Origin of the sequence: Streptomyces sp. AgN23, assembly GCF_001598115.1 — a bacterium.
Classification (GTDB): Bacteria; Actinomycetota; Actinomycetes; order Streptomycetales; family Streptomycetaceae; genus Streptomyces; species Streptomyces antimycoticus.
On the sequence record NZ_CP007153.1, the window covers coordinates 10,635,371 to 10,661,310 of the forward strand.

Consider the following 25,940-nt stretch of genomic DNA (forward strand, 5'->3'; position numbering starts at 1 on the left):
GTCAGGCTCCTCGAGGGTCTGAGTGCGGGTGTGAGTGCGGGTTCGCGTGGTCGAGCAGGTGGGTGATCTCGGCCTCGCCGTAGCCGAGTTCGGCGAGCACGTCGCGGCTGTGCTGGCCGAGCGTGGGCGGGGCGGTGCGCACCGGTGGGCGCTCGCCGCGGAAGGTGACGGGGAAGGCGACCTGCCGCAGCGGTCCGATGGCGGGGTGGTCGACGGATCGGACCATGCCCAGCGCCTCGGTCTGTGGGCAGTCGTAGACCTCGTCGAGATGGCGGATGGGGGTGACCGGGACGCCCTCGTTCCCCAGCAGGGCGCACCAGTGGGCCACGGTGTCGTCGACCAGGACGGCCTGGAGCTTGGCGTTGAGGGCGGCGCGGTGCGCCACCCGATCGCGGTTGGTGGTGAACCGCGGGTCGTCCGCCCAGTGCGGGTGGCGGAGCGCCGCGCACAGCCGGCGGAACAGCGCGTCGTTGCCGACGGCGATCACGAAGTGTCCGTCGGCGGCCGGGTACGCCTGGTACGGGACGAGGCTCGGGTGGCCGGAGCCCAGGCGCCCGGGGCGCTCCCCGGTCGCGAAGTAGCCCGTGGCCCAGTTGATGTGCAGGGCGAGCTGGGACTCGTACAGCGAGGTGGTGACGTACTGCCCGCGTCCGGTCCGCTCCCGCTCGACGAGCGCGGAGGTCACCCCGATGAGGCCGAAGAGGGCGGCGGCCAGGTCCCCCATCGCGTATCCGGCCTTGACGGGCGGGCCGTCCGGCTCGCCCGTGAGCGACATCAGACCGGCCGAGGCTTGCGCGATCATGTCGTAGCCGGGCTCGTCGCGCAGCGGTCCGTGGTCGCCGAACGCCGAGATGTGCAGCAGCACCAGGCGCGGGTAGCGGGCGGACAGATCCTTGTAGTCGAAGAGGCGCGCGAGGGAGCTGCCGGGGCGGAAGTTCTCCACGACCACGTCGGCGGTCGCCAGCAGCCGGTGGACGGCCTCCTGTCCCTGGGGCGACTTCAGGTCCAGCGTCACCGAGCGCTTGCCGCGGTTGGCGGCCAAGTAGTACGTCGCGTCGGGGCCGTTGAAGGGCGGGCCCCAGCCGCGCGTGGGATCGCCGCCGTCGGGGTGTTCGACCTTGATGACATCGGCACCGAGGTCGGCGAGCGACATCGTCACATACGGTCCGGCCAGGATCTTCGACAGATCGACGACCTTGATCCCGGCGAGCGGAGCGGCCGCGGGCTGCTCATGCACGGGCGGCCTCCGTCGTCTGGTACCCGGCGTTCCCGGTGTTGATCGCGGGAACCAGGGCGAGGGGCACCCGGCCGCCGTCGGCGAGTTCGGCGAGGTGGTCCAGCGCGGTGCGGGGGAGGGCGTCCGGGTCGTTCAGCAGGGCGAGATGGGCGTGGGCGACCAGGAACGTGCGGCCGTTGCCGGTCGCCTCGGCCTCGTACTCGGCCTGCTCGAAGAGGAGCGTGGCCATGACGGTGCGGGCGAGTTCGTCGGCGTACCGGCCGATCCTCATCTCCGCTTCCTCCCCGGGGAGCTCCAGGAGCCGGTCCCCCTTCTCGCGCAGCGCCTTCCAGCGGTCGGCGAGGCGCCCGGTCCCGTAGGTGTCGGCGAGGGTGTGGTGGGCGCTGCGGCGGCGCAGGCAGCGCAGCACGTCCAGCGCGATCACGTTCGAGGACCCCTCCCAGATGGAGCCGAGGTGGGCGTCGCGCAGCAGACGCGGGTTGACCCAGTCCTCGATGTAGCCGTTGCCGCCGCGGATCTCCATCGCCTCGCCGGTGACGGTGCGGGCGCGCTTGCACAGGGTGTACTTGGCGAGGGGGGTGAGGACACGGATCAGGTCCCGGGCGTCGGTGGACCCGTCGTCGGCCTCGGTCAGGCGGGCGGCCGCCTCGAGCACGAGACCGAGTGCGGCCTCCGCTTCGACGACCATCGGCAGCAGGGTGGCGCGCATCAGGGGCTGCTCGAACAGTGGCTTGCCGAACACTTCGCGGACGCGGGTGTGGTCGATGGACTCGCGGACGGCGCGTCGCATCAGAGCGGTGGCGCGCATGGCGTTGGAGAGGCGGGAGACGTTGACCATCTCGGCCATCTGGCGGAATCCGCTGGTGAGTTCGCCGACCGGGGTCGCATACGCCTCCTCGAGGAAGACCTCGGCGCTCGCGATGGACCTCGAGCCGAGCTTGTCCTTCAGGCGGTCGATACGGATGGCGTTGCGGCTGCCGTCCGGGCGCAGCCGCGGGACGAGGAACATGCCGAGCCCGCGTGTACCCGCTCCCTGCCCCGGGACGCGGGCGAGCGTGAGGATCACATCAGCGGCCGGATTGGAGGCGAACCACTTCTTGCCCGTGAGCGTCCAGTGCGTGCCGTGGTCGGTGGCGAGGGTCCGCGTCAGGCCGACGTCCGTACCGCCCTGCTGCTCCGTCATGAACATCGCCCCGGTGGCGCGGAGTTGATGGTCGGTGGAGGACAGGGCGGTGATCTCGTCGGCGTACCGCTCCGGGGCGAACAGGCGCAGCACACGGGCGGCGGAGTCGGTCATCGACAGCGGGCACGCCATGCCGAACTCCGACTGGACGTACAGGTAGGAGAGTGCGTACTTGACGGTGTGCGGGATCGTGGTGGGCCAGCCGTGGACGCCGGGGCGGTGCGACATCGCGGCGAGGCCGAACCGCTCGTACGCGATCGAGGCCACCCGGTCGTGCGCCGGGTGGTACTCGATCTCGTCGACGCGTTCGCCGTCCGGGGCGTACTGGCGCAGCTTGGGCGGGTTGGCATCGGCGAGCGCGGCCTGCCGGTCCAGCTCACCGGCGGCGAGCTCGCCGAGTTCGGTGAGCAGCGGTTCCACGCGGGCGCGGTCCTCGGCGGACAGGATCCGGTCGAGCAGCGGGCGCAGGGCGGGGTCCTGATCGGCGTAGTTCACGGACGGTTCTCCTGTCGGGTGTGGCGGTTCAGACGGGCGAGGCGGCGCGGGCGGTGACGGCCGGGGAAGGGTCACCGGTGCGGGCCAGCAGGGGCAGCACCCCGAGGAGGGTCACGGCGGTGTAGCCGAGGCCCAGACCGACGACCGGCCAGATCGAGCCGGAGGCGGTGAGCAGGTACTGGGCGACGATCGGTGCGGTCCCGGCGAACAGCGTTGTGCAGAGCTGGTACGACAGGGACATTCCGGTGTAGCGGACCTCGACGGGGAAGACCCGGGCGAGGATGCCCGCCAGCGCCGCGTAGTACATGGCGTGCGGGAAAGTCGCCAGCCCCATCCCGAGGACGGCGAGCCAGAAGTTGCCGGTGGCGCAGAGCATGAACATCAGCGGCAGGACGACGAACTCCGGCACGAGCATCCACAGCACGGCCTTCTTCACCGGCCACCTGCCGGCGAGAACGGCGCCGAAGGGCTGGACCACGACCTGCACCACGAGGGTGAGGGAGATGGCGGTCAGAAAGGTGGTGCGGTCGAAGCCGATGTCGGAGGTGGCCCAGGAGAGCGCGAAGGTCGTCTTGATGTAGGTGATCGCGACGCCGGCCGTGCCCGCGAGCACGCCCAGGGCGACGAGCAGCGGATAGCGGGTGAGCACGACCTTGATGGGCAGCTTGGCGGTTTGCTTGCGTTCCAGGACGGCCAGCATCTCGGGGGTCTCCGCCAGCCGCAGCCGGATGACCAGGCCGATGGCCACGAGGACGGCGGAGGCGAGGAAGGGGACGCGCCAGCCCCAGGACTCGAAGGCGGCGTCCGGGAGCCTGGCGATGCCGAGGAAGGCGAGCGTCGCGAGGAGATTGCCGACCGGGGAGCCCTGCTGGGCGAAGGCTCCGTAGAGCAGCTTCCGCTTCGGCGGGGCGTACTCGGTGGCGATGAGCACCGCGCCGCCCCATTCCCCGCCCATCGCGACGCCCTGGACCATGCGCAGCAGGACGAGGAGGACGGGAGCGGCGACGCCGATCTGCGCGTATCCGGGCAGCAGTCCGACGCAGAAGGTGGCCGTACCCATCATGACGAGCGTGGTGATCAGTGCCTTCTTGCGGCCGTGGCGGTCGCCGTAATGGCCGAATATCAGGCCGCCGAGGGGGCGGGCGAGGAACCCGACCCAGAAGGTGGCGAACGCGGCCAGTGTGCCGACCGCGGGCGGGATGTCGGCGAAGAAGACTTTGCCGAGGACGAGCGCGGAGGCGGAGCCGTAGATGTAGAAGTCGAACCACTCGATGGTGGTGCCGACGAAGGCGGTGATCCCGGCGCGCCTGGCGTCGCGGGCCGTGGGCGGCCGGTCGGCCGGAGTGATGTGCTGCATGACGAGCGTCCTCTCGTAGCGGCAGATCTCGCCACGAGAGCGTGTGGAGGAAAGCGGTGCGGCCGCTCGGCGCCCCATCGCGAGATGGGCATCACTGTGCACCCGCCGTTTCAGAGGTGTCCAAGACCGATTCCGCCCATCGGTCAGACGTCATCCGTCACAATCGACGGCCGACCGCCGTCATCCGTGGAAGTCGGCCGGGGTGGGCAGGACCCGGTCGGCGACGCGCAGCACCGCTGCCAGCGCGGCGGACTGGTTGCCCGAGCGCCAGCCCAGCGCGATCGGCAGCACCGGTACGTCGTCCCCGGCCAGGGGGCGGAAGACGACATGTTCCAGTTGAATGTTGCGTGCCGACTCCACGACCACCGCGAGGCCGACACCCGCGCCGACCAGGGCGAGCATGGTGTACGCATCGGGTGCCTCCTGAGCGATCCTCGGTGCGAACCCCGCCTCGTGGCAGGCATGCATCATCGCCTCCCGCACCGCGGAGCCGCGAGAGAGCGGGAACGTCACGAACGGCTCCCGCGCCAGCTCGGCGAAAGCCACCTCGGCGCGGTCCGCAAGAGGGTGGCTGTCCGGCAGCGCCAGTTGCAGCCGTTCCAGGCGGACGACGCGTGCGCCGACCCCGCGCCGTACGGGCAGCGCCACGAAACCGAGGTCCAGCGACCCCTCGGCGATCCGTCCCAGCGCCTCGCCGGCATAGGTCTGGCCTTCCAGCACCAACTCGATACCAGGGTGTTCGGAGGTGACGGCACGCGTCAGCACCGGCAGGGCGGAGTAGCTGCTGGCGCCCGCGAAGCCGAGCGTGACGCGGCCGACCTCGCCCAGATGCGCCGCCTGCACGGTCCGCCGTGCGGCCGAGGCCTCGGCCAGTAGACGCCGGGCAGGCTCCAGCAGCGCCTGCCCCGCGGCGGTGAGCTGCACGGACCGGGTCGTACGGTCGAACAGCCTGACCCCGAGGTCCCGCTCCAGCAGCCGGATCTGCTGGCTCAGCGGCGACTGGGCGATGTGCAGCCGCTCGGCTGCCCGCCCGAAGTGCAATTCCTCGGCGACGGCGACGAATCCGGAAAGGTGACGTAGCTCCACGCACCCGACCATGCCATCCACACCGCTCCAAGAGGACTGACGCGGCATGCACATTACTTCGGCCGAGGCGGGTTCTCGCGTAATTCATAACACCCCGGGAACGCCAGTGTGAAACGACTGTGAAGAAGGTTTCGGTTGGGCTGACCAGGCAAGGGGGAGCCCCATGAGTTACCCCCCCTGACCGCGTAGCGGATAACAGTCAGTACAACAGCGATGGAAATCGCCCATACCATGCCGACCCTGCTGGCTATCCTGCCGCCAATCGGCGTCGGGCGGGCAATGGAGGGGGTCTGGGTACAGACAGGACAGCGCTGGTCATTCACACCCTCGCGGACATTGCCGCGGGTTTTCTGGCGTTGTGGATCCTGCTGTACATGCTCGACGCGAATCAGGCGAATGTCTTCGTCGACTTCGTGCACGGCGTAGCGGACTGGCTCGCCGGCTGGTCACAGGACATCTTCACGATGGACGCGCTGCACCAGCAGGACGCCACCGCGCCGGCGAAGAACGGTGCGCCGGCCGTGGCCGAGGGCGCGAACATGCCGTGCACACCCGAGGCGGTCGAGGTCTTCCGCGGCGCGCGGATCCTGTTCGGACGGGCAAGGCCGCCAACGCGCCGCCAACGCGGGCGGGGTGGCGACCTCCGCGCTCGAGATGCGGCAGAACGCGTCCCGCGAGAGCTGGAGCTTCGAACGCACGGAGGACCAGCTCGCCACCATCATGCGGCAGGTGCATGCGCAGTGTCGCGCCACCGCGGAGACCTACGGCGGTGACACCGACGACTACGTGCTCGGCGCCAACACCGCGGACTTCCTCCGTGTCGCCGAGGCCATGACCGCCCAGGGGGTCGTCTGAGCACCACCGTCGACATGACGGGGCGGGGCCGTAGGGCGCATCGGCCCCCGCCAGGCCACCGGCGCGCCGCGACGCGCCGAAGTACCGCTACGAGCCCGACGGCCCGGTCCAGTCGGCGGCCACATGGCCGATACGCACCCGCTGCGGGTGGTCGCCCACCGACACGGACGCGGTCTTCTCGCCCGTCGCGAAGTCGATCGCGGTGACCCGGTCGGCACCGCTCTCGGAGACGACGCACGCGGTGCCGTCGCCGCTGACTGTCGCCCAGTACGGCTTCGAGGTCGGCACCAGGGGGCCTTCCTGGAGCGATTCCCGGTCCACGACGGTCGCGTAGTCGTCCATCGTCCCGGCCACGCACAGCTTCTTGCCGTCCGGGCTCATCGACAGGCCGTGGTGGCGGGAGTCGTTGACCCAGGTGGTGCGGTCCTCGCTGGTCTCAGGGTTCTTCGGGAGGGTCTTAGCGCGAGTGATCTTGTCCTTGGCCACGTCGTACTCCAGGAACCCGTTGAAGAAGGAGACCTGGAAGTAGAGCTTGGACTCGTCGGGGGTGAAGGCGACGGGCCGGACGGCGTCGGACAGGTCCTTGCGGCCGAAGGCGTCGAGCCGTTCGCGCATGTCGATGACCTTCACCTGGCGATAGGTGTTCGCGTCCACCACGGTGATGTGCCGGTCGCCCTTCGTCCAGTCCATCGACGGCTCGTCCAGGTCGGTGTTGACCTCGCCGATCGACATGTTCCAGAGATACTTGCCGCCGTCGGTGAAGACGTTCTCATGGGGCTTGTCACCGGCGGAGAACGAACCGAGCTGCTTCCCCGTCACGATGTCGAGGACATGCACCGTGTTCGATGTCGAAGCCGACACCGCGACGCGTTTGCCGTCGGGGGACACGGCCATGTGGTCCGCGCGGAACCCCGACACGGGGAAGCGCCAGTTGACCTTGCCCGTCGCGACGTCGATCGAGACCACATCGGCGAAGCTGGGCCGGGAGACGACGATGGCGGAGCCGTCCGGGGTCGAGTACATGTCGTCCACGAACTGGTCGTGCCCTTCACCCGGCCCCAGCCGGATCCCCAGGAAGAAGGCGAGCTTGATGGGGTTGAGGTAGATCTCGGTGAGCCGCTGGTCCTTGTCCGGTATGACGTTGATCCGGCCGATCCTGGCCAAGTCGCCGGTGGACTTGATGACGTCGGCGGTGCCGTCCCAGTTGTTGCCCACGAACATCACCTCCCGCAGGCCGGCCGCCTTCGGCTGTGCGGAGGCGCTCACCGCCGTGGAACCGGTCACGGCCAGCGCCACGGCGGCGGCGAGAGAGAGCAGCATTCGGGCGGAGCCACGGTGCTCGGGAGCCATGGTCACTCCATTGGAGGTGGGAGTCTGTCATCGTCGGGGTGCCACCTACTGGAAAGTAATGAAGGTGGATACCTCTCACAAGAGCTCTGACGGCAAAAAATGACAGGCTCTCAACTTCACGAGGGCCGGGGTCCGCTGTGATGCGCTGAACGCGGACGACCGCTGCCGACTGGAAGGGGCGGTGTCCAAGAGCCGTCAGGAACGCCTTGGGGCCTGGCCGCCGAAGCTCACGCGGAGGCTGCCGTCCGCGGCGAAGGACCACTTCAGCGCGCCGGTGTAGGACGAGCACCGGGATCCGTTCGTCCCGGACCAGAACTGGTTCGAACCGTCGGCGTCACCGATGATGCGGTCCTTCGTCCCGCTGCTGCCGCCGCGGCACGACGCATTGTCCCGGAACACCGAAGTGCCGCCGTCGAACGAGAAGTTGCGCTGGCCGTTGTCGATGCCGACGTTGCCCGACACCGACATACGGCCGGGGTTGCTGTTGTAGGTGAACCCGTGCTTGCCGTTGTGGTAGGCGATGCTCCGCCGGATGACGTGGTCGACGGCGATGTCCGAGCCGCCGAGCTTGTAGCCGTTGCGGTCGCCGTTGGAGTTCTGGGTGCCGTCCGAGAGGGTGCCGTTGCCGTAGGCGAGGGAGTCCTCGATGGTCACCGGGCCGATGGGGCCGGTGTCCTTCTTGGTGTAGAGGTCCCAGCCGTCGTCGATGTTGTTGTGGGACACGTCGTAGCGGAACACGTTCCCGGAGCCGACCGTGAGCTTCGCGGCGAATCCATCGGCGTCCTCGCCGTCGGAGTCGGCGTTGTCATGCGACTCCGAACTCACGACGAGGTTGTTCGACGGCCACTGGTTCTGCGGGGTACTGGAGGCGATGCGGGAGATCTGGAGCCCGGTGTCGCGGTTGAAGCGGGTCACCGTGCGCTCGATGACGTTGTTGCTGCCACCGACGAAGATTCCGTTGTCACCGGCGCGTTCGACGGTGATGCCGGAGACGCGCCAGAACGACCCGTTGAGGGCGAGCCCGCGGTTCGCCGAATCCTCGCTCATGGCCGAGAAGTTCAGCACCGGGGTCTCGCCGGGGTAGGCGACCAGCTCCTTGCGGGCGCTCGACGTGCCGTTGTTGCCCGGTGCGATGGCGACCGTCTGCGAGAGGTCGTAGGCCCCGCCGCGCACGTAGATCGTGCCGCCCGGGGTGATACGGGTGATCGCCGAGGCGAGTGTGGTCGGAGAGGACTCCGTCCCGGGGGCGTCGGCACTGCCCTTCGGCGACACGAATAAGTCATCGGCGGCGAAGGACGCGGACTGCGCCCGCGAGACGGGCGGATGGACGGCGAGCAGACCTGCCGACGCGACCAGGGCCGCCGCCGCGGCGACGAGGGTGCGAGGGAATGTCCGGGAGTGCTTCATGGCGCTGAGACCTCCTGATGTGGGGGAGCTGCCGTGGAGACGACAGACAGCACATGAGAGCGATTGCTGACCGTTTCCCATCGTCAGAGTCCAGAGGTGAACGGCATGTGATGGGTGACGGTGTGGCAATGCGACTCGGAAAATTAGCAAGCGCTTTCCGGTGCGTCAATGTCCCTCACCAAGACGGCGATTGGCCTTCCGGACCTGTCGTGCGCCGGTTACAGTGGCGGGTTGGGAGCGCTCCCATGTTCTCGACCCTCTTCTTCGACGCCACTGTCACAGGCGTGGTCTAGCGTGCCGCATATGGACCTGGAGCTTGCGGGACGACGGGCGATGGTGACGGGGAGCAGCGGCGGTATCGGTGCCGCGGTGGCCCGGCGGCTGGTCGACGTATTCGGCGGCGAGGGCGGCGGTGGTCAACATGACGACCAGCCTGGCCCGGCATCTGGCCGGATCCGGCATCACCGCGAACACGGTGAGCCCCGGTGTCATCGTCACGGACGGCATGCGGCAGATGTTCGAGGACGGGGCGGCCGCGCGAGGCTGGCCAGGGCAATGGGCAGAGCTGGAACCGCTGGTGGTGGCGGAGTACGCCCCGAATCCGACGGGCAGGCTCGGCACCGCGGCGGATATCTCGGCGGCGGTCGCGTTTCTCGTCAGCCCGCTGGCCGGGTACATCAACGGAATCAACCTGCGCCTCGACGGGGCATCGCGCTGGTGCCGTAAGGCCGACCGCCCAACGCGTGATGCTCGCCCGCACACGCCCAGCTCGTCCCGTTCGGTGTGCCATGACGCGAGTCGGCTGGTCGAACGCCCCCGGAAGGCAACTGGCATCGATCAAGGGCATCGGCGCCAGGGTTACCAGACCCATTGGGCAAACCGCCCAGCATGTGCATACCGGGCCTCTCGGAGCTCGTGTGGAAGGCTCCTCCAGGATCTTCGGCATGGCGAAGCGCGCGGTCCATCGTCGGGCCCGGAAGATAGTGGGCGAGGAGCCCGTGGCCCTGGTCTGGTGCGAGATCCACAAGCCCATTCCCATGCCGTCCAAAGAGGTGCACCGCGCCGCGGGCAGGGGACGGCTGAAGCCGGGCCTCGATCAGGCCCGGGTCGAGGGCGAGGCGGGCCAGCCGTGCGGATTCGCCACGTTCCGGCTCCGCTTCGCCGACGGCTCCTGGCTGGAAGCGGGACGGCTGGGCGAATCCGAGGACGCGGACCACTTCCTTCGCACCATCAACGGCTGATCACCCGTCATGGCTATCTCTCATTCGCCCCAGTCCCGCGACGACCGGCGCACCGAGCTGCGGGAGTTCCTGCGCAGCCGCCGAGCCCGGGTCTCGCCGGCCGATGTCGGCATGCCCGACGGTGGCCGGCGGCGCACGCCGGGTCTGCGGCGCGAGGAGGTCGCGGTGCTGGCAGGCGTCGGAGTCTCCTGGTACACGTGGCTTGAGCAGGGGCGTGACATCAAGGTGTCCGAGCAGGTCCTCGACGCGATCGCCCGGGCGCTGCTGCTGGGCTCCGCCGAGCGTGCCCACCTGTACCGCCTGGCCGGACTCAATCCGCCGCAGGCCCCCTCCGCGCCCTCGGCGGCACCCTCACCCGAGGTGCGGCGGTTGCTGGATGCCTGGTCACCGCGGCCCGGCTATGTTCGCGACCGCCACTGGAACTTCACCGCCGTCAATGACGCGGCACGCGTGGTGTTCGGCTACCGCGAGAGCGACCACAACTGCCTGGTCTCCTTCTTCACCAACGCCCGCTACCGGGTGCTGCACCAGAACTGGGCCGCGACCGCACCCGATGTGGCCGCTGCCTTCCGGGCCGACGCGGCGTGTTACCCGGACGATCCGGAGTTCGGCCGCATCGCCACCGACCTGGCCGCGGTCAGCCCCGAATTCGCCGAGCTGTGGGCGCGCCACGACGTGGCCGAGCACACCAGAGCGGTGAAGGCGGTCGAGCACCCCGACGCCGGGACGATGATCTTTGACGCCACCTTGCTGCCGCTGCCCGAGCATCCCGGGCACCATCTGATCCTGCACAACCCACGTCCCGGCACCGACACCCAGCAACGGCTGGAGACGCTGCTACGGCAGCACAGCCTGGTGGTGCCACACCCAGGATGAGGGGACACTGCCCGCGTCGCCGCCGTGCCCGCAGGATCGGGGACATGAGCAACAGCAGCAGGCAGATGATGAAGGCAGTGACCATCCCCGAGTTCGGCGACGCCGAGGTGCTCCGCGTCGCCACCGTTCCCGTCCCCGAGCCCGGGCCGGGCCAGGTCGCCATCGACGTGGCGTACGCCGGCGCCAACTTCGCCGAAGTCCTCTACCGGCGCGGCGTGGTCGACGTGCCGCTTCCCTCCGTGCCCGGTATCGAGGTGGCGGGGCGGATCCGGGCGGTCGGTGAGGACGTCGAGGGCCTGACCGTCGGACAGCCGGTGGCCGCGCTCTCGATCGTCGACAGCGGTGGTTACGCCGAGGTGGTGGTCACCTCGGCGGACTTGGTCGTACCGCTGGACGGCCTCGGGATCGGGATGGACGTCGCCGCGGCGCTGCCGTCCAACAGCACCACGGCGTTCCTCGTGCTCGACCGGGTGGCCCGGATCGAGCCCGGAGAACGCGTGCTGATCCATGCGGCGGCCGGCGGCGTGGGAAGTCAGCTCGGCCAGGCCGCCCGTCTGCTGGGCGCGGGCCACGTGGTCGGCACCGTCGGCAGCGCGGCCAAGATCGAGACCGCCAAGCGCTTCGGCTACCACGAGGTGATCACGCGGGACCGGATCGCCGACGCCGGCGAGTTCGACGTCGTGGTCGACATGGTCGGCGGCCCGGCCCGCCGCGCCGGCCTGGACCGGCTGGCCCCGATGGGGCGCCTGGTGGTGATGGGCAACGCCTCCGGCGCCGAGGACATCGGTATCCCGGCCAACGAACTGTGGTTCACCAACAAGACCGTCTCCGGCTTCAACCTGGCCGCCTTCTCCGCCGCCTTCCCCCAGGAGACGAGCCAGGCGCTGGGCCGCGCGGTGGCGGCCGCGGCGACGGGAGATCTGCGGGTGCGGGTCGAAACCCTGCCCCTGGAGCAGGCCGCCGAGGCCCACCGCCGTATCGAATCGGGAACCACCACGGGCAAGCTCGTGCTCGAGGTCGCGGCGTTGTGACCTACGGCCGAGGGCCTCAGAGGCTGTACCTCCCGGCGGCGAGTGCTGTGATCGCGCACTCGGCCGCGTGCCGGGCCGCGACGCGGGCCGTTGCTCGGGCCTTGGCCTGCTCCAGTTCCAGAGACAGGTCGTCGAGGACGCGGTGCATCACCTTGCCGGGCATCCTGCGCGGACTGAACCGTGCGGCCGGTAAGTCGTCCTTGGTCGCGGTCGTCGCTCCTCCAGCTCGCGGTCTCTCAGTGCCCGTAGGGCGGCTCGAAACAGCCGGTCTCCATGAAGGGCCCGTTCGTCTTGACCTCGTAGTTGGTCTTCTGTACGAACGCCGTGACGCAGGCATCGTCATGGACGCGAAGGCCGATCAGGGCGCCTTCGGGCGTGACGTTGTGATCGACCTCGTAGCGCGGATACATCTCCCGTACGGTGAGGGTCCCGCCGAGGCGCTTTCCTTTCGGCCCGGTCCGCTCCTCTTCGTACCCCAGCTCAAGGAGCGCCGCTCGCACGCTCTTGGGATCCCACTTCCTCTGTCCCCATAGCCGCTTGAGCACGGGCTCGATGCGGTCGGCTTCCTTCTGCGCGTCCTTGGCACTGGCGGGGGACATCTCGCCTGAGCGGCGGTAGGCGTTGTTGTCGCCGTTGTGCGGGGCACCGTCAACGGTCCCGGGCTCCACGTAAGGAGAGGCGCCGGGGGAGCTGGGGCTGGACCGTGGGGATGTGGTCGAGGAGCCAACGGCCACGTCCGTGCCGCGCTGCTCACCGCAGGCGGTCAGTGACACAGCGGCACCCAGGAAGAGGGCGGTGGCAACGAAGCGTCTACGCGCCCCTGGCGTTGAGGTCAGCATGCCATGACTCTGTCATGGCATGGACGGTTGCGCTGGAGTCCGGAGCCTTTTCGCGGTAGCGCACGTGCCCTTCGGGCGAATGCCTCCCGCATCCCGTGGCCGATGGCGTCGGCGATAGCGGGTGCGCTTTTCCGGACTAACCGATTCCTCGTGCGATTTCAGCGCGCATGGGTGATCATCTGCATACCTGAAGTTCGAACACGGAGGCGTATATTCATGAGACCGACGCGTGCCGTTCTGCTCGTCGTGGCCACCGCACTGACCCCGGCCCTCCTCTTCACCGCCCCGGCGTTTGCCAGCGGTTCGGCGGCCCCGGTCACCACCACCGTGGTGACCACGTCCGACACCCCGATGGACGAGATGTCGGAGGACGAACTGCGTGCCGCGATCGCCGCCATCCTGGCGGACGAGGAGCGGCCGGGGGGTCGTCCGAGAGGCCAATGAGGCCCTCAACGGCACCGTGGACGACATGCGCACCTTCTTGAAGACCGGCTACCGACTGGCTCAGGCTGAGGACGACCGGGTCGCCATCGCCCGCATCCTCTACGGAGCAACGCAGAACAATGACAAGCGAGTCATCGGGGAGGCCAACAAGCTCCTCGACAGCGACTCCCCGGAGGAGATGCGCGCGCTTGACCGGCTACGGGAACACCTGTTCCGATAACGCCTGTGATGCGAGTGGTTAGCAGTAAGTAGCAGCTCGGTAAACGAAAGTAGGGGAGGAGCCCATGCCTCAGGGGAGGAGCATGTGGCCCCCGAGGTCTGGGCTGACTGACTTCAAGGGAAGGAAATACGTGCGCAAGCACCGATTACGCAACAGAGGACGCTCGCTGCCAGCACGGCTCTTCTGCTGCTCGCTTCAGCGAATGCCACCGCTGCATCGCCGGAGGAGGACAATCCCGATCCACCCGTCGAAAAGCTCACAGATGCTGAACCGCCTGCACCGTCGGTAGAGGGCCCCGGTACACCGGTCGCGCCGGAAGGCGAGATGCCCCCCGAGGACCAAGCAGTCACCGTAGACTCGGCGGAGGAAGAAAGCCCTGAGCCGCCCGCCGGAAAGCTCACAGATGCTGAACCGCCTGCACCGTCGGTAGAGGGCCCCGGTACACCGGTCGCGCCGGAAGGCGAGATGCCCCCCGAGGACCAAGCATCAATCAAGGCCGGCCCCCATTACCGCATGTACACCGATGATTCCGACAACGGTGGCTGGGTGGAGTTTTTCACCGTGGGTGACGAGGTCCGGATGGGCGACCGGGCGTCGGACGGCCGTGGCGTCGAGATCGACGTATGGAACGAGTCTTCGGACCCGGACAGCTACGAGTTCGGATGGTACAAAGGCCGCGGCAAGGGAAAATGGCAGTACTCCAAGGCGAGCATGGGACAGCCATGGAACATGGCTGAGGGCGACTGCTCCAAATTCCGTATTCGACTGGTGGACAACGGCAACGTCGTCCCAAGTTCGACAGACTACGCACAATGGTGGAACAGAAACGGCGCCGGGCAGGGCGGGAACTGTGACAGCGTAGAGTAAGTTAACAGCACGTAGCGCGGCGGCGAGGATGCCAGACAATCCTTGCCGCCGCACCTGCAGAGGACCCAGCCAAATGACCGCATCAAGGCGCGGACGGCGGCGAACCCGTCCCGCGCGAACCGTGCTGTTCCTGTTGTTCTCCGCGCTCGCCATCGTCGTTGTGCTCACCATGCATGCCCTGCAGAATAAGCCTACGTACGAGAACGAAGGCCTTGGGGATAACGAAAAGGTCATGATGGACACGGTGTGGCTGATTGCCGATGAAACGGGGTATTTAGCCGATGCCGACCGCAGCAGGATCAATACGCTCATCGACAGGTGGCGCGCCCAGTGCCGCCGTGGCGATGCTGAGAGAGCCCAGGCCATCGAGCGTACGCCCGGCGTCGGCCAGCTGACTGGTACTGAGCGTAGTAAGATTCTCAATTCTTACAAGGGCCTGTGCTCACAGTGAGGGGCTGATGCCCGGGCCGTTGCGACTGTCTCGAACTTGCTGGTCACGGGCCGCGTACGGTCTCGTCGCGAGACCGCCGACGCGACCAGAGACGCGACGGGAACCAGTTCTACGGCGTCCAGGTGGCGATCTGCTTACCGCGGCGGGGCAACCGCAAGGGGGTCGTGGAGAAGGCCAACCACTCGGCGGCGCAACGGTGGTGGCGCACAGTCCCGGACGCGCTGACGGTCGAGCAGGCCCAGTCCGGCATCGACAAGCTCGCCGTCCGGATGGACGAGCGCCGCCGCAGCGTCGACGGCGTCAAGGTGACCGTCGCCGAGCTTGCCGCCGCGGAGCCACTGTTGGACCTGCCCACACTGCCGTTCCCGGCCGAGCTGGAGGTCGTGCGGACCATCAGTCCGCAGGCCCTGGTGTCCTTCGAGGGCAACCTCTACTCGGTCCCACCTGGGATGCCGGGGATGCAGGTCACCGTCCGGCAGCGGCTCGGCGAGAACTACCTGCACATCGTCACCACGGGCCGGGCGGTCGTCGCCCGCCACGAGCTCGCCCCGCGGGGCCGGGCGGAAGGTCCGAGACGCGGGGCATGTGATCGCACTGGAGCGGGCGGTCCTCGCGCAGGTCAGCGACCGGGCCCCATGCAAGACCAAGATCCGCCGACCGCTCTCGCCTGCGGCCCTCGCGGAGGCCGAGCGGCTGCGCGGGCAGGCCCCCGGGGCCGGCTCGGCCGAGCGGGTCGTGATCAACCTCGACACCTATGCCGTCGTGGCCGACTGGCTGCGGACCGCTCCGACACCCGAGGAGGAACCCGGCGAGTGAGCACATCACCGGCCCACATGAGTGAAGCGCGCCGCTATTCGCAGCTGCGGGCCCACCTGTCCTAGCTGAAGCTGAACGACGCGTTCGACGCTCTGCCGCGGGTGCTGGACCAGGCCAGCGCCGAGAACCTGTCGATGACGGCCGCGCTGGAGCGGCTGCTGGAGATCGAGGTCGAGGCCACCGAGTCCCGGCGCCTGGCGGCCCGGGAGCGGTTCGCCTGTCTGCCCGAGCCCTGGACGTTGTCGGACTTCGACTTCTCGGCCCAGCCCGGGGTCGACGAGAAGCTGATCCGGGATCTGGCCACGCTGCGGTTCCTGGACGACGCGTCGAACGTGTTGTTCGTCGGGCCGCCCGGGGTGGGCAAGACGATGCTGTCCGTCGCGCTCGGCCGGGCGGCGGTCGACGCCAGCCACCGGGTCTACTTCACCACCGCTGCCGAGCTGGCAGCCAAATCCCACAAGGCCGCCCTCGAGGGTCGCTGGAAGACCTGCATGCGCTTCTTCGCAGGTCCCAGGCTTTTGATCATTGATGAGCTCGGCTACCTCCCGCTGCCCGAGGACGGCGCCTCGGCGCTGTTCCAGGTGATCAACCAGAGGTATCTGAAGTCGAGCACGATCCTGAGCACCAACGTCGGCATCGCGGACTGGGCCTCAGCGTTCGGGGACGCCACCGTCGCCGCGGCGATGCTGGACCGGCTCCTGCACCGGGCCGCCGTGGTCGGCATCGACGGCCCTTCCTACCGGCTCCGCCACCACCAGAACCGCGCCGACAGCCTTCGCCAGGGAGTGAACGCCCGTGTCTCGTGAACTCGACACCATCAGCGGCGAGTTGGACCGCACCTGCCCCGAGTGTCAGACCGGGTTCAGGGGCGATTCCCTGACCAGCCGGCGCAAGTACTGCTCGCCGAGTCACCACAACCATCAGCCCGAAGCGCCTGTTCTGCTCGGGCGAGTGTCGCACCGCCGCCCGCGAGGCCCAGACGGAGACCCGAACCTGCCCGGTCTGTGAGAATTCCTTCGAAGCGAGGCGCACGGTCCGCACCCGCTACTGCTCGGCGGTCTGCCGCCGCGAAACCGAGCACCGCCGGGACCGGGCCCTGGACGAGGAACGGGCCCGCCGCCTCGGCCAGGCCCCGTTATGTTTTTCGCGGTCCCGCAATGGGGCCGCTGGCCTCCGGGCCCGGTATGACTGTTGCCCCCTGTCGACGGTATGACAATGCCGTGACTCTGTTGGTGATGTTGTCGGGGTCATGCGGTAGTTGTCGGTGGGCTGGCACAGTGGCAGGGAGGCTGTTCCAGGGGGTGGGCTGCGATGTCGTTGCGACCGAAGAGCTATCAGCGGATCCCGGCGAAGACAGTGCGGACGGCGCGGGCCGCGTGTCCGAAGGGCACACCGGCGATGCTGATCCGGGATCGGTTGGACGTGCTGTTCGAGGACGAGGAGTTCGCTTCTCTGTATCCGGCCGACGGCCGTCCGGGTCTGTCACCGGGGCAGTTGGCGCTGGCGTCGGTGCTGCAGTTCGCCGAGAACCTCTCCGACCGGCAGGCTGCCGACGCGGTCCGCACCCGCATTGACTGGAAATATGCCCTCGGGATGGAGCTGGACGATGCCGGGTTCGACTACTCAGTGCTGTGCGAGTTCCGGGCCCGGCTGGCCGAGGGTGATGCCGCCGACCGGCTGCTGACGGTGATGCTGGAGCGGCTGGTGGAGGCCGGGTTGCTGAAATCCGGAGGTCGTCAGCGCACCGACGCCACTCACGTGATGGCGGCAGTCCGCACGCTCAGCCGGCTGGAACTGGCCGGCGAGACGCTGCGGGCCGCGCTGGAAGAGCTGGCCGAGGCCGACGGGGACTGGCTGCTGCCCTTGATCGAGCCGGAATGGGACAAGCGCTACGGGCGCAAGATCGAGATCGGGAAGGTCCCCGGTGGGAAAGCCGGGGTCACCGCCCTGGCGGAGACCTTCGGCCGGGACGGCCAGAAGATCCTGACCGCCGTGTGGGCACCCGACGCCCCACCCCGACTGCGGGTGTTACCGCAGGTGGAGATCCTGCGGCAGGTCTGGGTCCATCATTACTACTGGGACACCCACGGGCGTCTGCGCTGGCGCGACGGCCACGCACTGCCCCCGGCACACCTGCGGTTCGACTCCCCTTACGACACCGACGCCCACTACTGCGTCAAGCGGGACACCGCCTGGAGCGGCTACCGGGTCCATCTGACCGAGACCTGTGACACCGACCGGCCCGAAGTGGTCATCCACGTGGCCACCACGATCGCCCCGGTCCAGGACGGCGAACTCACCGAACAGATCCACGACGACCTCGCCGACGCCCGCCTGGCCCCGGCCGAACATGTTGTCGATGCCGCCTACATCACCCCGGCCCGGATCGAACGGGCCCGCCGGGTCCATGGCATCACCCTGCTGGGCCCGGTGGTGCCCGACCACAGCCACCAGGCCAAGAGCGGCAGCGGCTTCGACAAGTCCGCCTTCGCCGCGGACTGGGACAACAAGCAGGTCACCTGCCCCCGCGGGCACATCAGCCGGCACTGGGGACCACTGCGCATCAACGGCCACGACTACATCCAGGTCCGTTTCGACAAGGCCACCTGCCTTGCCTGCCCCGACCGCCCTCAGTGCACCACCTCCGCCACCCGTCCGCGTGCACTCGCGCTCCTGCCCACCCGTAAACTCCACGAGATCCAGACCCGCAACCGGCTGGACCAGCAGACCAAGGACTGGCAGCAGCGCTACGCGATCCGTGCCGGCATCGAGGCCACCCTCTCCCAGAACATTCGCACCTGCGGCCTGCGCCGATCCCGCTACCGCGGCCTGGCAAGAACCCACGTCCAGCACGTACTGACCGCACTGGCCTGCAACCTCACCCGCGTCGCCGACTGGATCGCCGAGCCGACCCCCACCCGCCACCGATCAACACGCTTCCACTCTCTCTGCACCACCGCCGCATGACCCCAGAAGATCACCAACAGAGTCATGCCGTTGCTTTAGCACTCATTCCCACCGGTGATGCAGAGTGACGATCACGGGTGGACGGTGCTGGCTGCTGGGCTCGCCGGGAGCCTTACTGCCGTAGCCGGTGATGCATGACCGGATCTTGCGGGGGCAGTCACGAAGCCGACGACGAGGCAGGAGGCTGTGGCCGATCTCGGTGAGTCCGAGGTGCCGGTCGCGTCTGCGGGCGGAGGGGGGAAAAGCCGCTGGGTGAGATCACCGTGCGGCGGACGACGTGCAGGGTCCGGGTGAACGAGGTCCGCTCGGCGGTGCTGGAGTGCAGGCGGGCGGCTTCGTCCAGCAGGTCGCGGGTGGCGTGGTGCACGATCAGGTGTGCGTAGATCTCCTGCCGCACCCCGTCCGGAGTCTGCGATCTGAGGACTGGCCGGCCGCGTTGATGGGTCTTGATCTCATCGAGGACCAGCTCGATCTCCCAGCGTCGGGCATAGAGGGCGGCGAGCTCGGCGGCCGGGTACTTCTCGTGGTCAGTCAGGCTCGTGATCAGGCGGACGATGTCGGGCTGCCCGTCGATGCGGTACTCGATCACCCGCACCAGCGCCGGCGGGGCCTTTGCCGTTCCGGCTGCCTTGCTGTGTTTGTTCGCCTCGATCCGGGCCAGGTAGCTGCCGTCGGGCAGGACGTCCTGGACCTGGCGGGCCTTGCGCCGCTCGATCCGCCATAACAGGTGAGTGCCCCGTTCCCGCAGGCGGTGCCAGCGAGCCAGGCCCCAAAGGCCGCGATCGGCCAGCAACAAAGTGCCAGCTCCGATGTGGGCCTCGAGCGTGTCGGAGACGATGCGTTCGGACTCCTTGAACCCGCCGATCACGGCGTCGAGCACCGCGTGGGAAGAGCACTCCGCGACGGCGACAACCCTTGCCTGCGGATATCCCATGGGACTGCGCTCGGAGCCCGACTTGCCGAAGGCGTCGTTGTTCCCTGCTGAGTCGGGCACGGCCAGCAAAGTCCCGTCCAGGGCAAGGACCCGCAGACCGCGGAACAGCTCTCCACTCCCGCCCAGGGGCCGGGCCACGGCACGAAACAGATCCCGCATCACGGCCCATCCGAGCCTCTGCCGGGCCCTGGTCAGCGACGACTTGTTGACCCCGGTCCACGACCGCAGTCCCGGATCCCCGGTCTTCACCAGGCGCAAGACCTCCAGGTAGTCGGCCTGCGGAAACAGGCACATCGCCAGCACGAAGTAGACCGTGAACCGAGCAGACAGCAGACGCCGGCGCCTCTCCGAGCGACCAGCGTCACCGACTACCCGGTCCACCAAGTCCGGCGGGCACGACCGGGTCAGGACGCCCAGCCCCAACCGCTCCAGACGGCATATCAGCACATGGGCTCAACCGGCCGACCGCCTCAAAAGCAACGGCATGACTCTGTTGGTGATCTTCTGGGGTCATGCGGCGGTGGTGCAGAGAGAGTGGAAGCGTGTTGATCGGTGGCGGGTGGGGGTCGGCTCGGCGATCCAGTCGGCGACGCGGGTGAGGTTGCAGGCCAGTGCGGTCAGTACGTGCTGGACGTGGGTTCTTGCCAGGCCGCGGTAGCGGGATCGGCGCAGGCCGCAGGTGCGAATGTTCTGGGAGAGGGTGGCCTCGATGCCGGCACGGATCGCGTAGCGCTGCTGCCAGTCCTTGGTCTGCTGGTCCAGCCGGTTGCGGGTCTGGATCTCGTGGAGTTTACGGGTGGGCAGGAGCGCGAGTGCACGCGGACGGGTGGCGGAGGTGGTGCACTGAGGGCGGTCGGGGCAGGCAAGGCAGGTGGCCTTGTCGAAACGGACCTGGATGTAGTCGTGGCCGTTGATGCGCAGTGGTCCCCAGTGCCGGCTGATGTGCCCGCGGGGGCAGGTGACCTGCTTGTTGTCCCAGTCCGCGGCGAAGGCGGACTTGTCGAAGCCGCTGCCGCTCTTGGCCTGGTGGCTGTGGTCGGGCACCACCGGGCCCAGCAGGGTGATGCCATGGACCCGGCGGGCCCGTTCGATCCGGGCCGGGGTGATGTAGGCGGCATCGACAACATGTTCGGCCGGGGCCAGGCGGGCGTCGGCGAGGTCGTCGTGGATCTGTTCGGTGAGTTCGCCGTCCTGGACCGGGGCGATCGTGGTGGCCACGTGGATGACCACTTCGGGCCGGTCGGTGTCACAGGTCTCGGTCAGATGGACCCGGTAGCCGCTCCAGGCGGTGTCCCGCTTGACGCAGTAGTGGGCGTCGGTGTCGTAAGGGGAGTCGAACCGCAGGTGTGCCGGGGGCAGTGCGTGGCCGTCGCGCCAGCGCAGACGCCCGTGGGTGTCCCAGTAGTAATGATGGACCCAGACCTGCCGCAGGATCTCCACCTGCGGTAACACCCGCAGTCGGGGTGGGGCGTCGGGTGCCCACACGGCGGTCAGGATCTTCTGGCCGTCCCGGCCGAAGGTCTCCGCCAGGGCGGTGACCCCGGCTTTCCCACCGGGGACCTTCCCGATCTCGATCTTGCGCCCGTAGCGCTTGTCCCATTCCGGCTCGATCAAGGGCAGCAGCCAGTCCCCGTCGGCCTCGGCCAGCTCTTCCAGCGCGGCCCGCAGCGTCTCGCCGGCCAGTTCCAGCCGGCTGAGCGTGCGGACTGCCGCCATCACGTGAGTGGCGTCGGTGCGCTGACGACCTCCGGATTTCAGCAACCCGGCCTCCACCAGCCGCTCCAGCATCACCGTCAGCAGCCGGTCGGCGGCATCACCCTCGGCCAGCCGGGCCCGGAACTCGCACAGCACTGAGTAGTCGAACCCGGCATCGTCCAGCTCCATCCCGAGGGCATATTTCCAGTCAATGCGGGTGCGGACCGCGTCGGCAGCCTGCCGGTCGGAGAGGTTCTCGGCGAACTGCAGCACCGACGCCAGCGCCAACTGCCCCGGTGACAGACCCGGACGGCCGTCGGCCGGATACAGAGAAGCGAACTCCTCGTCCTCGAACAGCACGTCCAACCGATCCCGGATCAGCATCGCCGGTGTGCCCTTCGGACACGCGGCCCGCGCCGTCCGCACTGTCTTCGCCGGGATCCGCTGATAGCTCTTCGGTCGCAACGACATCGCAGCCCACCCCCTGGAACAGCCTCCCTGCCACTGTGCCAGCCCACCGACAACTACCGCATGACCCCGACAACATCACCAACAGAGTCACGGCATTGGACGGCATGACCTGGGGGGTGGTGTCGCCGGGCCCGGGAGGTGTCCGTCGGAGACGCTGATCAGAGGTCCGGCCACCGTCCGGTCCGGCGCAACGCCGGACAGTTCGCGGGCGGCAGGTCTGCATAACGTGGATGCGCGAGCACGACACCCGAGCCGAGGCCGGCACCGTCAACACCCCCTGGGAAGGGGCACGATGTTCAAGATCGAAGACGTGGGCGTTTTCCTGGGCCTGGACGTCGGCAAGAGTGCCCACCACGGCCACGGACTCACCCCGGCCGGAAAGAAAGTCTTCGACAAGCCGCTGCCCAACAGCGAGCCGAAACTGCGGGCCGTCTTCGACAAGCTCACCGCCAAGTTCGGCACCGTCCTGGTGATCGTCGACCAGCCCGCCTCGATCGGCGCTCTGCCGCTGAACGTCGCCCGCGATGCGGGCTGTCAAGTGGCCTACCTGCCGGGCCTTGCCATGCGCCGGATCGCCGACCTCTACCCCGGCGAGGCCAAGACCGACGCGAAGGACGCCGCGGTGATCGCGGACGCGGCCCGCACCATGCCGCACACCCTGCGGTCCCTGGAGGTGACCGACGAGATCACCGCGGAACTCACGGTCCTCGTCGGCTTCGACCAGGACCTCGCAGCCGAAGCCACCCGCACCTCCAACCGGATACGCGGCCTGCTCACCCAGTTCCACCCCAGCCTGGAGCGCGTCCTGGGTCCGCGCCTGGACCACCAGGCCGTGACCTGGCTGCTGGAGCGTTACGGCTCCCCGTCCGCCCTGCGCAAGGCCGGCCGCCGCAGACTCGCGGAGCTGATCCGCCCGAAAGCCCCCCGCATGGCCCAGCGGCTGACCGACGACATCTTCGACGCACTGGACGAACAGACCGTCGTCGTCCCCGGCACCGGCACCCTCGACATCGTCATCCCCTCTCTGGCCGCTTCCCTGGCCGCCGTCCACACCCAGCGCCGGGCGATGGAGGCCCAGATCAACACCCTGCTGGAGGCCCACCCTCTTTCCCCGGTCCTGACGTCGATGCCCGGCGTCGGCGTCAGGACCGCCGCCGTCCTGCTGGTCACCGTCGGCGACGGCACCAGCTTCCCCACCGCCGCCCACCTCGCCTCCTACGCCGGACTCGCCCCCACCACCAAGTCCTCCGGCACCTCGATCCACGGCGAACACGCACCCCGAGGCGGCAACCGGCAGCTCAAACGGGCGATGTTCCTGTCCGCCTTCGCCTGCATGAACGCCGACCCCGCCTCCCGCGCCTACTACGACAAGCAACGAGCACGCGGCAAGACCCACACCCAAGCCCTCCTCCGACTCGCCCGCCAACGCATCAGCGTCCTGTTCGCCATGCTCCGCGACGGCACCTTCTACGAACCCCGGACACCGAGAGACCTCGAACTCGCCGCCTAACCCCAGCAACCCCGAACCACCCCAAAACCGACAGGGATGCCTTGACGGAAGACATAGAGGCACCCCCCCCGCGCTGCCGGCCCGGATCGAGCTCCCTCCGCTGCCACCGGTCCGCACCGCCTCCCGGCAGCCCGCGGCCGTCCGCGACCCGCTGGAGCCGACCTCGACCCGGAACTGCCCCCACTGCCAGCAGCCCGTCACGATTGTCGCCCTGCTGGCCACCCCGGAGGCCGCCCGTCCGACGATGCCGCACCACCGCACCGACGTCGTCCCGCTGCGGCGGACCCCATGACCGGCCCCTTCACGCTCGCGCAGGTCGACGAGTCGGTCACCCGCAGCCACAGCGACGGCGTCACCGATCTCGCCGCGGCCGCGCTGATCGAGCACGACGCCAAGTTCCTGCTCGTCCGCACGGCGACCCGGGACCTGGACACGCCACCGGCCTGGGACCTTCCGGCTGGCCCTGTCCTGCCCGGGGAAACCGTGGTCGACGGCCTGCACCGCATCCTCGCGCAAGCCCTCGGCTACTCGAATACGAAGATCACCGCCTTCTTCGGCATCGTCGACGCCGACAACGGCACCCGCACCTTCGTCTTCTCGACGACCGTGGACCAGCCCGACAGCGTCTGCTGGGCCAGCGACATCCCGCACCGCTGGATCGATACCATCACCATCAGCGACCTGGTCCCCGAGATCAACCACGTCCTTCGCGCCTACCGCGGCTGGATGCGCGTCTACGCTCACATGCCCGACCACGGCGCCCACACCCGCCAGGCTACCTGTCTGATCGGCGGTACCGACTCGACCAGCCCCTACCGGGTGCACCCCCAGCGAGTGCTGGAGAACAAGTGGGTCGACCTGGGCGTGTTCAACTTCACCGGCCCTCCAACGGTGTCGCTGGACAGCGACACCCAAGACGGCACCGGGGATGAGGACATCGCCTGGGACTCGGTGGCATTCCAGCCGCTGTCGGCGAAGCCGAAGAACTTCGTCGTCGCGATGGGCGACTCGTACTCCTCAGGCGAGGGCGCGACCGAGCCGGGCGGCAAGGACTACTACGCCGAGTCGGACTACTACGACAAGGCGGAACCGAAGTCGAAGAACTCCTGCCACAGATCCAAGATCGCCTGGTCGCGTCAGGCAACCCTGCCGGGCTCCAGCAAGTCGATCGGCGCGCTGGCCGACAGCCGGGACGCGAACATGGACTATCACTTCATCGCCTGCTCCGGCGCCCGTACCTTCAATATCCTCAACACGGGCAGGAGCGGCGAACTCGCGCAACTCAAGCAGGGCTACCTCGACCAGAACACTAGCCTGGTCACCCTGTCCGTCGGCGGCAACGACGCCCGATTCACCGACATCGTCAAGAAGTGCGTCCTGCCCACCATATGGAACTGCCAGGCCGAGTCGCTGGACAACATCGACCCGGACAACGGCGAGAAGACCGGTGGCGACACCGGAGGGCTGGACGAGTGGGCGCCGAAGTGGCTCCACGAGCAGATCCGGCCACGCATCACCGCAACATTGAAGACGATCCACGACAAGGCCCCCAACGCCGAGATCGTCCTCATGGGCTACCCCAGGCTTCTGGAGGACAACGGCTCGTGCGTCCTCGGCATGGAGGACGTTGAGGGCAAATGGGTCAACAGCGTCGCCGACATCCTCGCCGACGAGATGAAGGGCGCAGTAGACGACGCCAACTCACAGTACAAAGCCAAGGCGGTGCTCTCCGACCCGCGCGGAGTGTTCACCGGGAAAGCGGTCTGCGGCGATCCGGAATCGGTGCATGGCATCGTGATCTCCGGCCAGGCGCAGGCGGACAACGACCTGCCGAAGCCGTCCATGCAGTCGTTCCACCCCAAGCCCGCGGGTGCGCGCCTGTATGCCGACTCCCTTGAGAAGACACTCAAGTGCGAGTAACACCTCATCGTGTGGAAACTGCGGGGTCCTGCGTATGGTACGCAGGACCCCACGGCCTCTGGAAAGCGTGGAATGAACCATGTCCCGAGCGGTACAGTCCCTCAAGGGAGCGGCAGTCACGGCTGTGGCGGTACTCGTATGCCACCTTATCCTCAGCGCCGGTTACGCCGCCGCACGGGCCCAGAAACGCGCAGACCCCGACGGCGGCTCATGGGGAAGCGCTGAAATCCACGCGGTCACATTTGCTCTGGGGATCTTACTCGTGATGCCGCTGCTGCTCTGGGCAGGAATGCGTATTCTCCGCGAAAGGGACAACTACCTGCTGATCATAGTCGGCAGTCTGCTCTGGTTGATCGGGGCCGGATTCAACCTCAGCCACCTGAAGTACACGCCAGGCGCCCACCTACCGGTGCTGCTGCTCGCGGGCATGGTGGCCGTCGGAGCCCTATTGGCTCCCGCCTCGCGGCTCTTCCGTTGACCACAGGAAGGCCGTATGTCCGTCATGGGTGTACTTCGGCAGGCACATCAGACTCGTGGGCATGAGCGTCTGGCCGAGCTTCCTCGACACTCATCGCTTCGACCGCGAGCACACCGGCATCCTCCGCAACCTTGACTCCGACGCCGTCATCGGCACCCGGCTCTTCATCGCCACGGCCAGGACCAGATGCTGGCGACACAGTGAGGAGAG

General features: G+C 68.4%; 24 protein-coding genes and 3 pseudogenes. 16 read left to right on the plus strand and 11 right to left on the minus strand.

Going from position 1 to position 25,940, the window contains the following annotated elements; genetic code table 11:
* Position 1: 1 nt before the first annotated feature.
* From AS97_RS45590 to AS97_RS45605, 4 genes are all read right to left on the minus strand, one after another.
* Positions 2-1,237: a CoA transferase gene (locus AS97_RS45590; protein ID WP_125755561.1), complete on the minus strand. Its 1,236-nt coding sequence runs from the start codon at positions 1,235-1,237 to the stop codon at positions 2-4.
* Entirely contained in the window at positions 1,230-2,915 is a 1,686-nt protein-coding gene (locus tag AS97_RS45595; RefSeq protein WP_125755559.1) for an acyl-CoA dehydrogenase family protein, read from the minus strand. Before AS97_RS45595 ends, AS97_RS45590 begins: the two co-directional genes overlap by 8 nt.
* A 28-nt stretch (positions 2,916-2,943) precedes the next feature.
* A complete protein-coding gene (locus AS97_RS45600) occupies positions 2,944-4,272 on the minus strand; it encodes an MFS transporter (RefSeq protein ID WP_059146829.1) in 1,329 nt (442 codons plus the stop codon).
* A gap of 180 nt (positions 4,273-4,452) precedes the next feature.
* Positions 4,453-5,358 carry a LysR substrate-binding domain-containing protein gene (locus AS97_RS45605; protein WP_210566991.1) on the minus strand — a complete coding sequence of 302 codons (906 nt, stop codon included), beginning with the start codon at positions 5,356-5,358 and terminating at the stop codon, positions 4,453-4,455.
* A gap of 290 nt (positions 5,359-5,648) precedes the next feature.
* Here AS97_RS45605 and AS97_RS48310 point away from each other — a divergent pair.
* Positions 5,649-5,828, plus strand: a pseudogene (locus AS97_RS48310) (hypothetical protein); the annotation flags it as partial.
* 3 nt (positions 5,829-5,831) lie between these two features.
* Positions 5,832-6,213: pseudogene (locus AS97_RS45610) on the plus strand (glutamate dehydrogenase); the annotation flags it as partial.
* Positions 6,214-6,300: 87 nt separating this feature from the next.
* On the opposite strand, the gene AS97_RS45615 reads toward AS97_RS45610, so the two are convergent.
* The 3 genes from AS97_RS45615 to AS97_RS48315 form a co-directional block, all read right to left on the minus strand.
* Positions 6,301-7,563 carry a YncE family protein gene (locus AS97_RS45615; RefSeq protein WP_059146827.1) on the minus strand — a complete coding sequence of 421 codons (1,263 nt, stop codon included), beginning with the start codon at positions 7,561-7,563 and terminating at the stop codon, positions 6,301-6,303.
* A 195-nt stretch (positions 7,564-7,758) separates the two neighbouring features.
* The gene (locus tag AS97_RS45620; RefSeq protein ID WP_185929667.1) at positions 7,759-8,970 is read right to left on the minus strand and encodes a right-handed parallel beta-helix repeat-containing protein; all 1,212 of its coding nucleotides are present in this window, start codon (positions 8,968-8,970) and stop codon (positions 7,759-7,761) included.
* 276 nt (positions 8,971-9,246) lie between these two features.
* Positions 9,247-9,477, minus strand: a complete 231-nt coding sequence (locus AS97_RS48315; protein WP_236669685.1) for a hypothetical protein — start codon at positions 9,475-9,477, stop codon at positions 9,247-9,249.
* Between AS97_RS48315 and AS97_RS45625 the strand changes: the two are divergent.
* From AS97_RS45625 to AS97_RS45640, 4 genes and pseudogenes are all read left to right on the plus strand, one after another.
* A pseudogene (locus AS97_RS45625) lies at positions 9,392-9,616 on the plus strand (short-chain dehydrogenase); the annotation flags it as partial. The gene AS97_RS48315 and the pseudogene AS97_RS45625 overlap by 86 nt on opposite strands.
* A gap of 298 nt (positions 9,617-9,914) precedes the next feature.
* Positions 9,915-10,211 (plus strand): hypothetical protein, encoded by a 297-nt coding sequence (locus AS97_RS45630; RefSeq protein WP_079059622.1) that lies wholly within the window; start codon positions 9,915-9,917, stop codon positions 10,209-10,211.
* Positions 10,212-10,220: 9 nt separating this feature from the next.
* A complete protein-coding gene (locus AS97_RS45635; protein WP_059146823.1) occupies positions 10,221-11,087 on the plus strand; it encodes a helix-turn-helix transcriptional regulator in 867 nt (288 codons plus the stop codon).
* 44 nt (positions 11,088-11,131) lie between these two features.
* A complete protein-coding gene (locus AS97_RS45640) occupies positions 11,132-12,118 on the plus strand; it encodes a zinc-binding dehydrogenase (RefSeq protein WP_247204724.1) in 987 nt (328 codons plus the stop codon).
* Between the two features lie 16 nt (positions 12,119-12,134).
* Here the strand turns inward: AS97_RS45640 and AS97_RS45645 are convergent, their stop codons facing one another.
* Together AS97_RS45645 and AS97_RS45650 are read right to left on the minus strand one after the other, a co-directional pair.
* A complete protein-coding gene (locus tag AS97_RS45645) occupies positions 12,135-12,281 on the minus strand; it encodes a hypothetical protein (protein ID WP_156107716.1) in 147 nt (48 codons plus the stop codon).
* 73 nt (positions 12,282-12,354) lie between these two features.
* Complete coding sequence (locus AS97_RS45650) at positions 12,355-12,957, minus strand: hypothetical protein (RefSeq protein ID WP_059146821.1); 603 nt, start codon at positions 12,955-12,957, stop codon at positions 12,355-12,357.
* Between the two features lie 216 nt (positions 12,958-13,173).
* On the opposite strand from AS97_RS45650, the gene AS97_RS48320 reads away from it, so the two are divergent.
* From AS97_RS48320 to AS97_RS45680, 7 genes are all read left to right on the plus strand, one after another.
* Positions 13,174-13,401, plus strand: coding sequence for a hypothetical protein (locus tag AS97_RS48320; RefSeq protein WP_247204725.1), 228 nt, complete (start codon positions 13,174-13,176; stop codon positions 13,399-13,401).
* 25 nt (positions 13,402-13,426) lie between these two features.
* Complete coding sequence (locus tag AS97_RS48330) at positions 13,427-13,621, plus strand: hypothetical protein (RefSeq protein ID WP_247204892.1); 195 nt, start codon at positions 13,427-13,429, stop codon at positions 13,619-13,621.
* A 324-nt stretch (positions 13,622-13,945) separates the two neighbouring features.
* A complete protein-coding gene (locus tag AS97_RS45660; RefSeq protein ID WP_210566992.1) occupies positions 13,946-14,488 on the plus strand; it encodes a hypothetical protein in 543 nt (180 codons plus the stop codon).
* Positions 14,489-14,609: 121 nt separating this feature from the next.
* Positions 14,610-14,939: a hypothetical protein gene (locus AS97_RS45665; protein ID WP_210566993.1), complete on the plus strand. Its 330-nt coding sequence runs from the start codon at positions 14,610-14,612 to the stop codon at positions 14,937-14,939.
* Positions 14,940-15,524: 585 nt separating this feature from the next.
* Entirely contained in the window at positions 15,525-15,755 is a 231-nt protein-coding gene (locus tag AS97_RS48335) for a hypothetical protein (RefSeq protein WP_247204726.1), read from the plus strand.
* A 71-nt stretch (positions 15,756-15,826) separates the two neighbouring features.
* On the plus strand, positions 15,827-16,561 hold the full coding sequence (gene istB / locus AS97_RS45675) for an IS21-like element helper ATPase IstB (protein WP_282615732.1): 735 nt from the start codon (positions 15,827-15,829) through the stop codon (positions 16,559-16,561).
* Between the two features lie 505 nt (positions 16,562-17,066).
* Positions 17,067-18,722 (plus strand): IS1182 family transposase, encoded by a 1,656-nt coding sequence (locus AS97_RS45680; RefSeq protein WP_210564157.1) that lies wholly within the window; start codon positions 17,067-17,069, stop codon positions 18,720-18,722.
* 157 nt (positions 18,723-18,879) lie between these two features.
* Here the strand turns inward: AS97_RS45680 and AS97_RS45685 are convergent, their stop codons facing one another.
* Positions 18,880-20,103, minus strand: coding sequence for an IS4 family transposase (locus AS97_RS45685; protein ID WP_349017629.1), 1,224 nt, complete (start codon positions 20,101-20,103; stop codon positions 18,880-18,882).
* A gap of 63 nt (positions 20,104-20,166) precedes the next feature.
* Positions 20,167-21,822: an IS1182 family transposase gene (locus tag AS97_RS45690; protein WP_210564157.1), complete on the minus strand. Its 1,656-nt coding sequence runs from the start codon at positions 21,820-21,822 to the stop codon at positions 20,167-20,169.
* A 292-nt stretch (positions 21,823-22,114) separates the two neighbouring features.
* Between AS97_RS45690 and AS97_RS45695 the strand changes: the two genes are divergently transcribed.
* The 3 genes from AS97_RS45695 to AS97_RS45705 all read left to right on the plus strand — a co-directional run bounded on the left by AS97_RS45695 (position 22,115) and on the right by AS97_RS45705 (position 25,730).
* Positions 22,115-23,332 carry an IS110 family transposase gene (locus AS97_RS45695; protein WP_210566995.1) on the plus strand — a complete coding sequence of 406 codons (1,218 nt, stop codon included), beginning with the start codon at positions 22,115-22,117 and terminating at the stop codon, positions 23,330-23,332.
* Between the two features lie 288 nt (positions 23,333-23,620).
* Positions 23,621-25,252, plus strand: a complete 1,632-nt coding sequence (locus AS97_RS45700) for an NUDIX domain-containing protein (protein WP_210566996.1) — start codon at positions 23,621-23,623, stop codon at positions 25,250-25,252.
* 265 nt (positions 25,253-25,517) lie between these two features.
* The gene (locus tag AS97_RS45705; protein ID WP_156107712.1) at positions 25,518-25,730 is read left to right on the plus strand and encodes a hypothetical protein; all 213 of its coding nucleotides are present in this window, start codon (positions 25,518-25,520) and stop codon (positions 25,728-25,730) included.
* Positions 25,731-25,940 lie beyond the last annotated feature (210 nt).

Excerpts from the sequence above, each read along its gene's own strand:
- AS97_RS48320 (WP_247204725.1), top strand. The coding sequence starts at position 13,174 with ATGAGACCGACGCGTGCCGTTCTGCTCGTCGTGGCCACCGCACTGACC.
- AS97_RS45690 (WP_210564157.1), bottom strand. The coding sequence starts at position 21,822 with ATGTCGTTGCGACCGAAGAGCTATCAGCGGATCCCGGCGAAGACAGTG.
- AS97_RS45615 (WP_059146827.1), bottom strand. The coding sequence starts at position 7,563 with ATGGCTCCCGAGCACCGTGGCTCCGCCCGAATGCTGCTCTCTCTCGCC.
- AS97_RS45695 (WP_210566995.1), top strand. The coding sequence starts at position 22,115 with ATGTTCAAGATCGAAGACGTGGGCGTTTTCCTGGGCCTGGACGTCGGC.
- AS97_RS45705 (WP_156107712.1), top strand. The coding sequence starts at position 25,518 with ATGCCGCTGCTGCTCTGGGCAGGAATGCGTATTCTCCGCGAAAGGGAC.
- AS97_RS48315 (WP_236669685.1), bottom strand. The coding sequence starts at position 9,477 with ATGCCGTCCGTGACGATGACACCGGGGCTCACCGTGTTCGCGGTGATG.
- AS97_RS45620 (WP_185929667.1), bottom strand. The coding sequence starts at position 8,970 with ATGAAGCACTCCCGGACATTCCCTCGCACCCTCGTCGCCGCGGCGGCG.
- AS97_RS45645 (WP_156107716.1), bottom strand. The coding sequence starts at position 12,281 with ATGCCCGGCAAGGTGATGCACCGCGTCCTCGACGACCTGTCTCTGGAA.
- AS97_RS45660 (WP_210566992.1), top strand. The coding sequence starts at position 13,946 with ATGCCCCCCGAGGACCAAGCAGTCACCGTAGACTCGGCGGAGGAAGAA.
- AS97_RS45640 (WP_247204724.1), top strand. The coding sequence starts at position 11,132 with ATGAGCAACAGCAGCAGGCAGATGATGAAGGCAGTGACCATCCCCGAG.
- AS97_RS45635 (WP_059146823.1), top strand. The coding sequence starts at position 10,221 with ATGGCTATCTCTCATTCGCCCCAGTCCCGCGACGACCGGCGCACCGAG.
- AS97_RS45680 (WP_210564157.1), top strand. The coding sequence starts at position 17,067 with ATGTCGTTGCGACCGAAGAGCTATCAGCGGATCCCGGCGAAGACAGTG.
- AS97_RS45630 (WP_079059622.1), top strand. The coding sequence starts at position 9,915 with ATGGCGAAGCGCGCGGTCCATCGTCGGGCCCGGAAGATAGTGGGCGAG.
- AS97_RS45650 (WP_059146821.1), bottom strand. The coding sequence starts at position 12,957 with ATGCTGACCTCAACGCCAGGGGCGCGTAGACGCTTCGTTGCCACCGCC.
- AS97_RS48330 (WP_247204892.1), top strand. The coding sequence starts at position 13,427 with ATGCGCACCTTCTTGAAGACCGGCTACCGACTGGCTCAGGCTGAGGAC.
- AS97_RS45700 (WP_210566996.1), top strand. The coding sequence starts at position 23,621 with ATGACCGGCCCCTTCACGCTCGCGCAGGTCGACGAGTCGGTCACCCGC.
- AS97_RS45600 (WP_059146829.1), bottom strand. The coding sequence starts at position 4,272 with ATGCAGCACATCACTCCGGCCGACCGGCCGCCCACGGCCCGCGACGCC.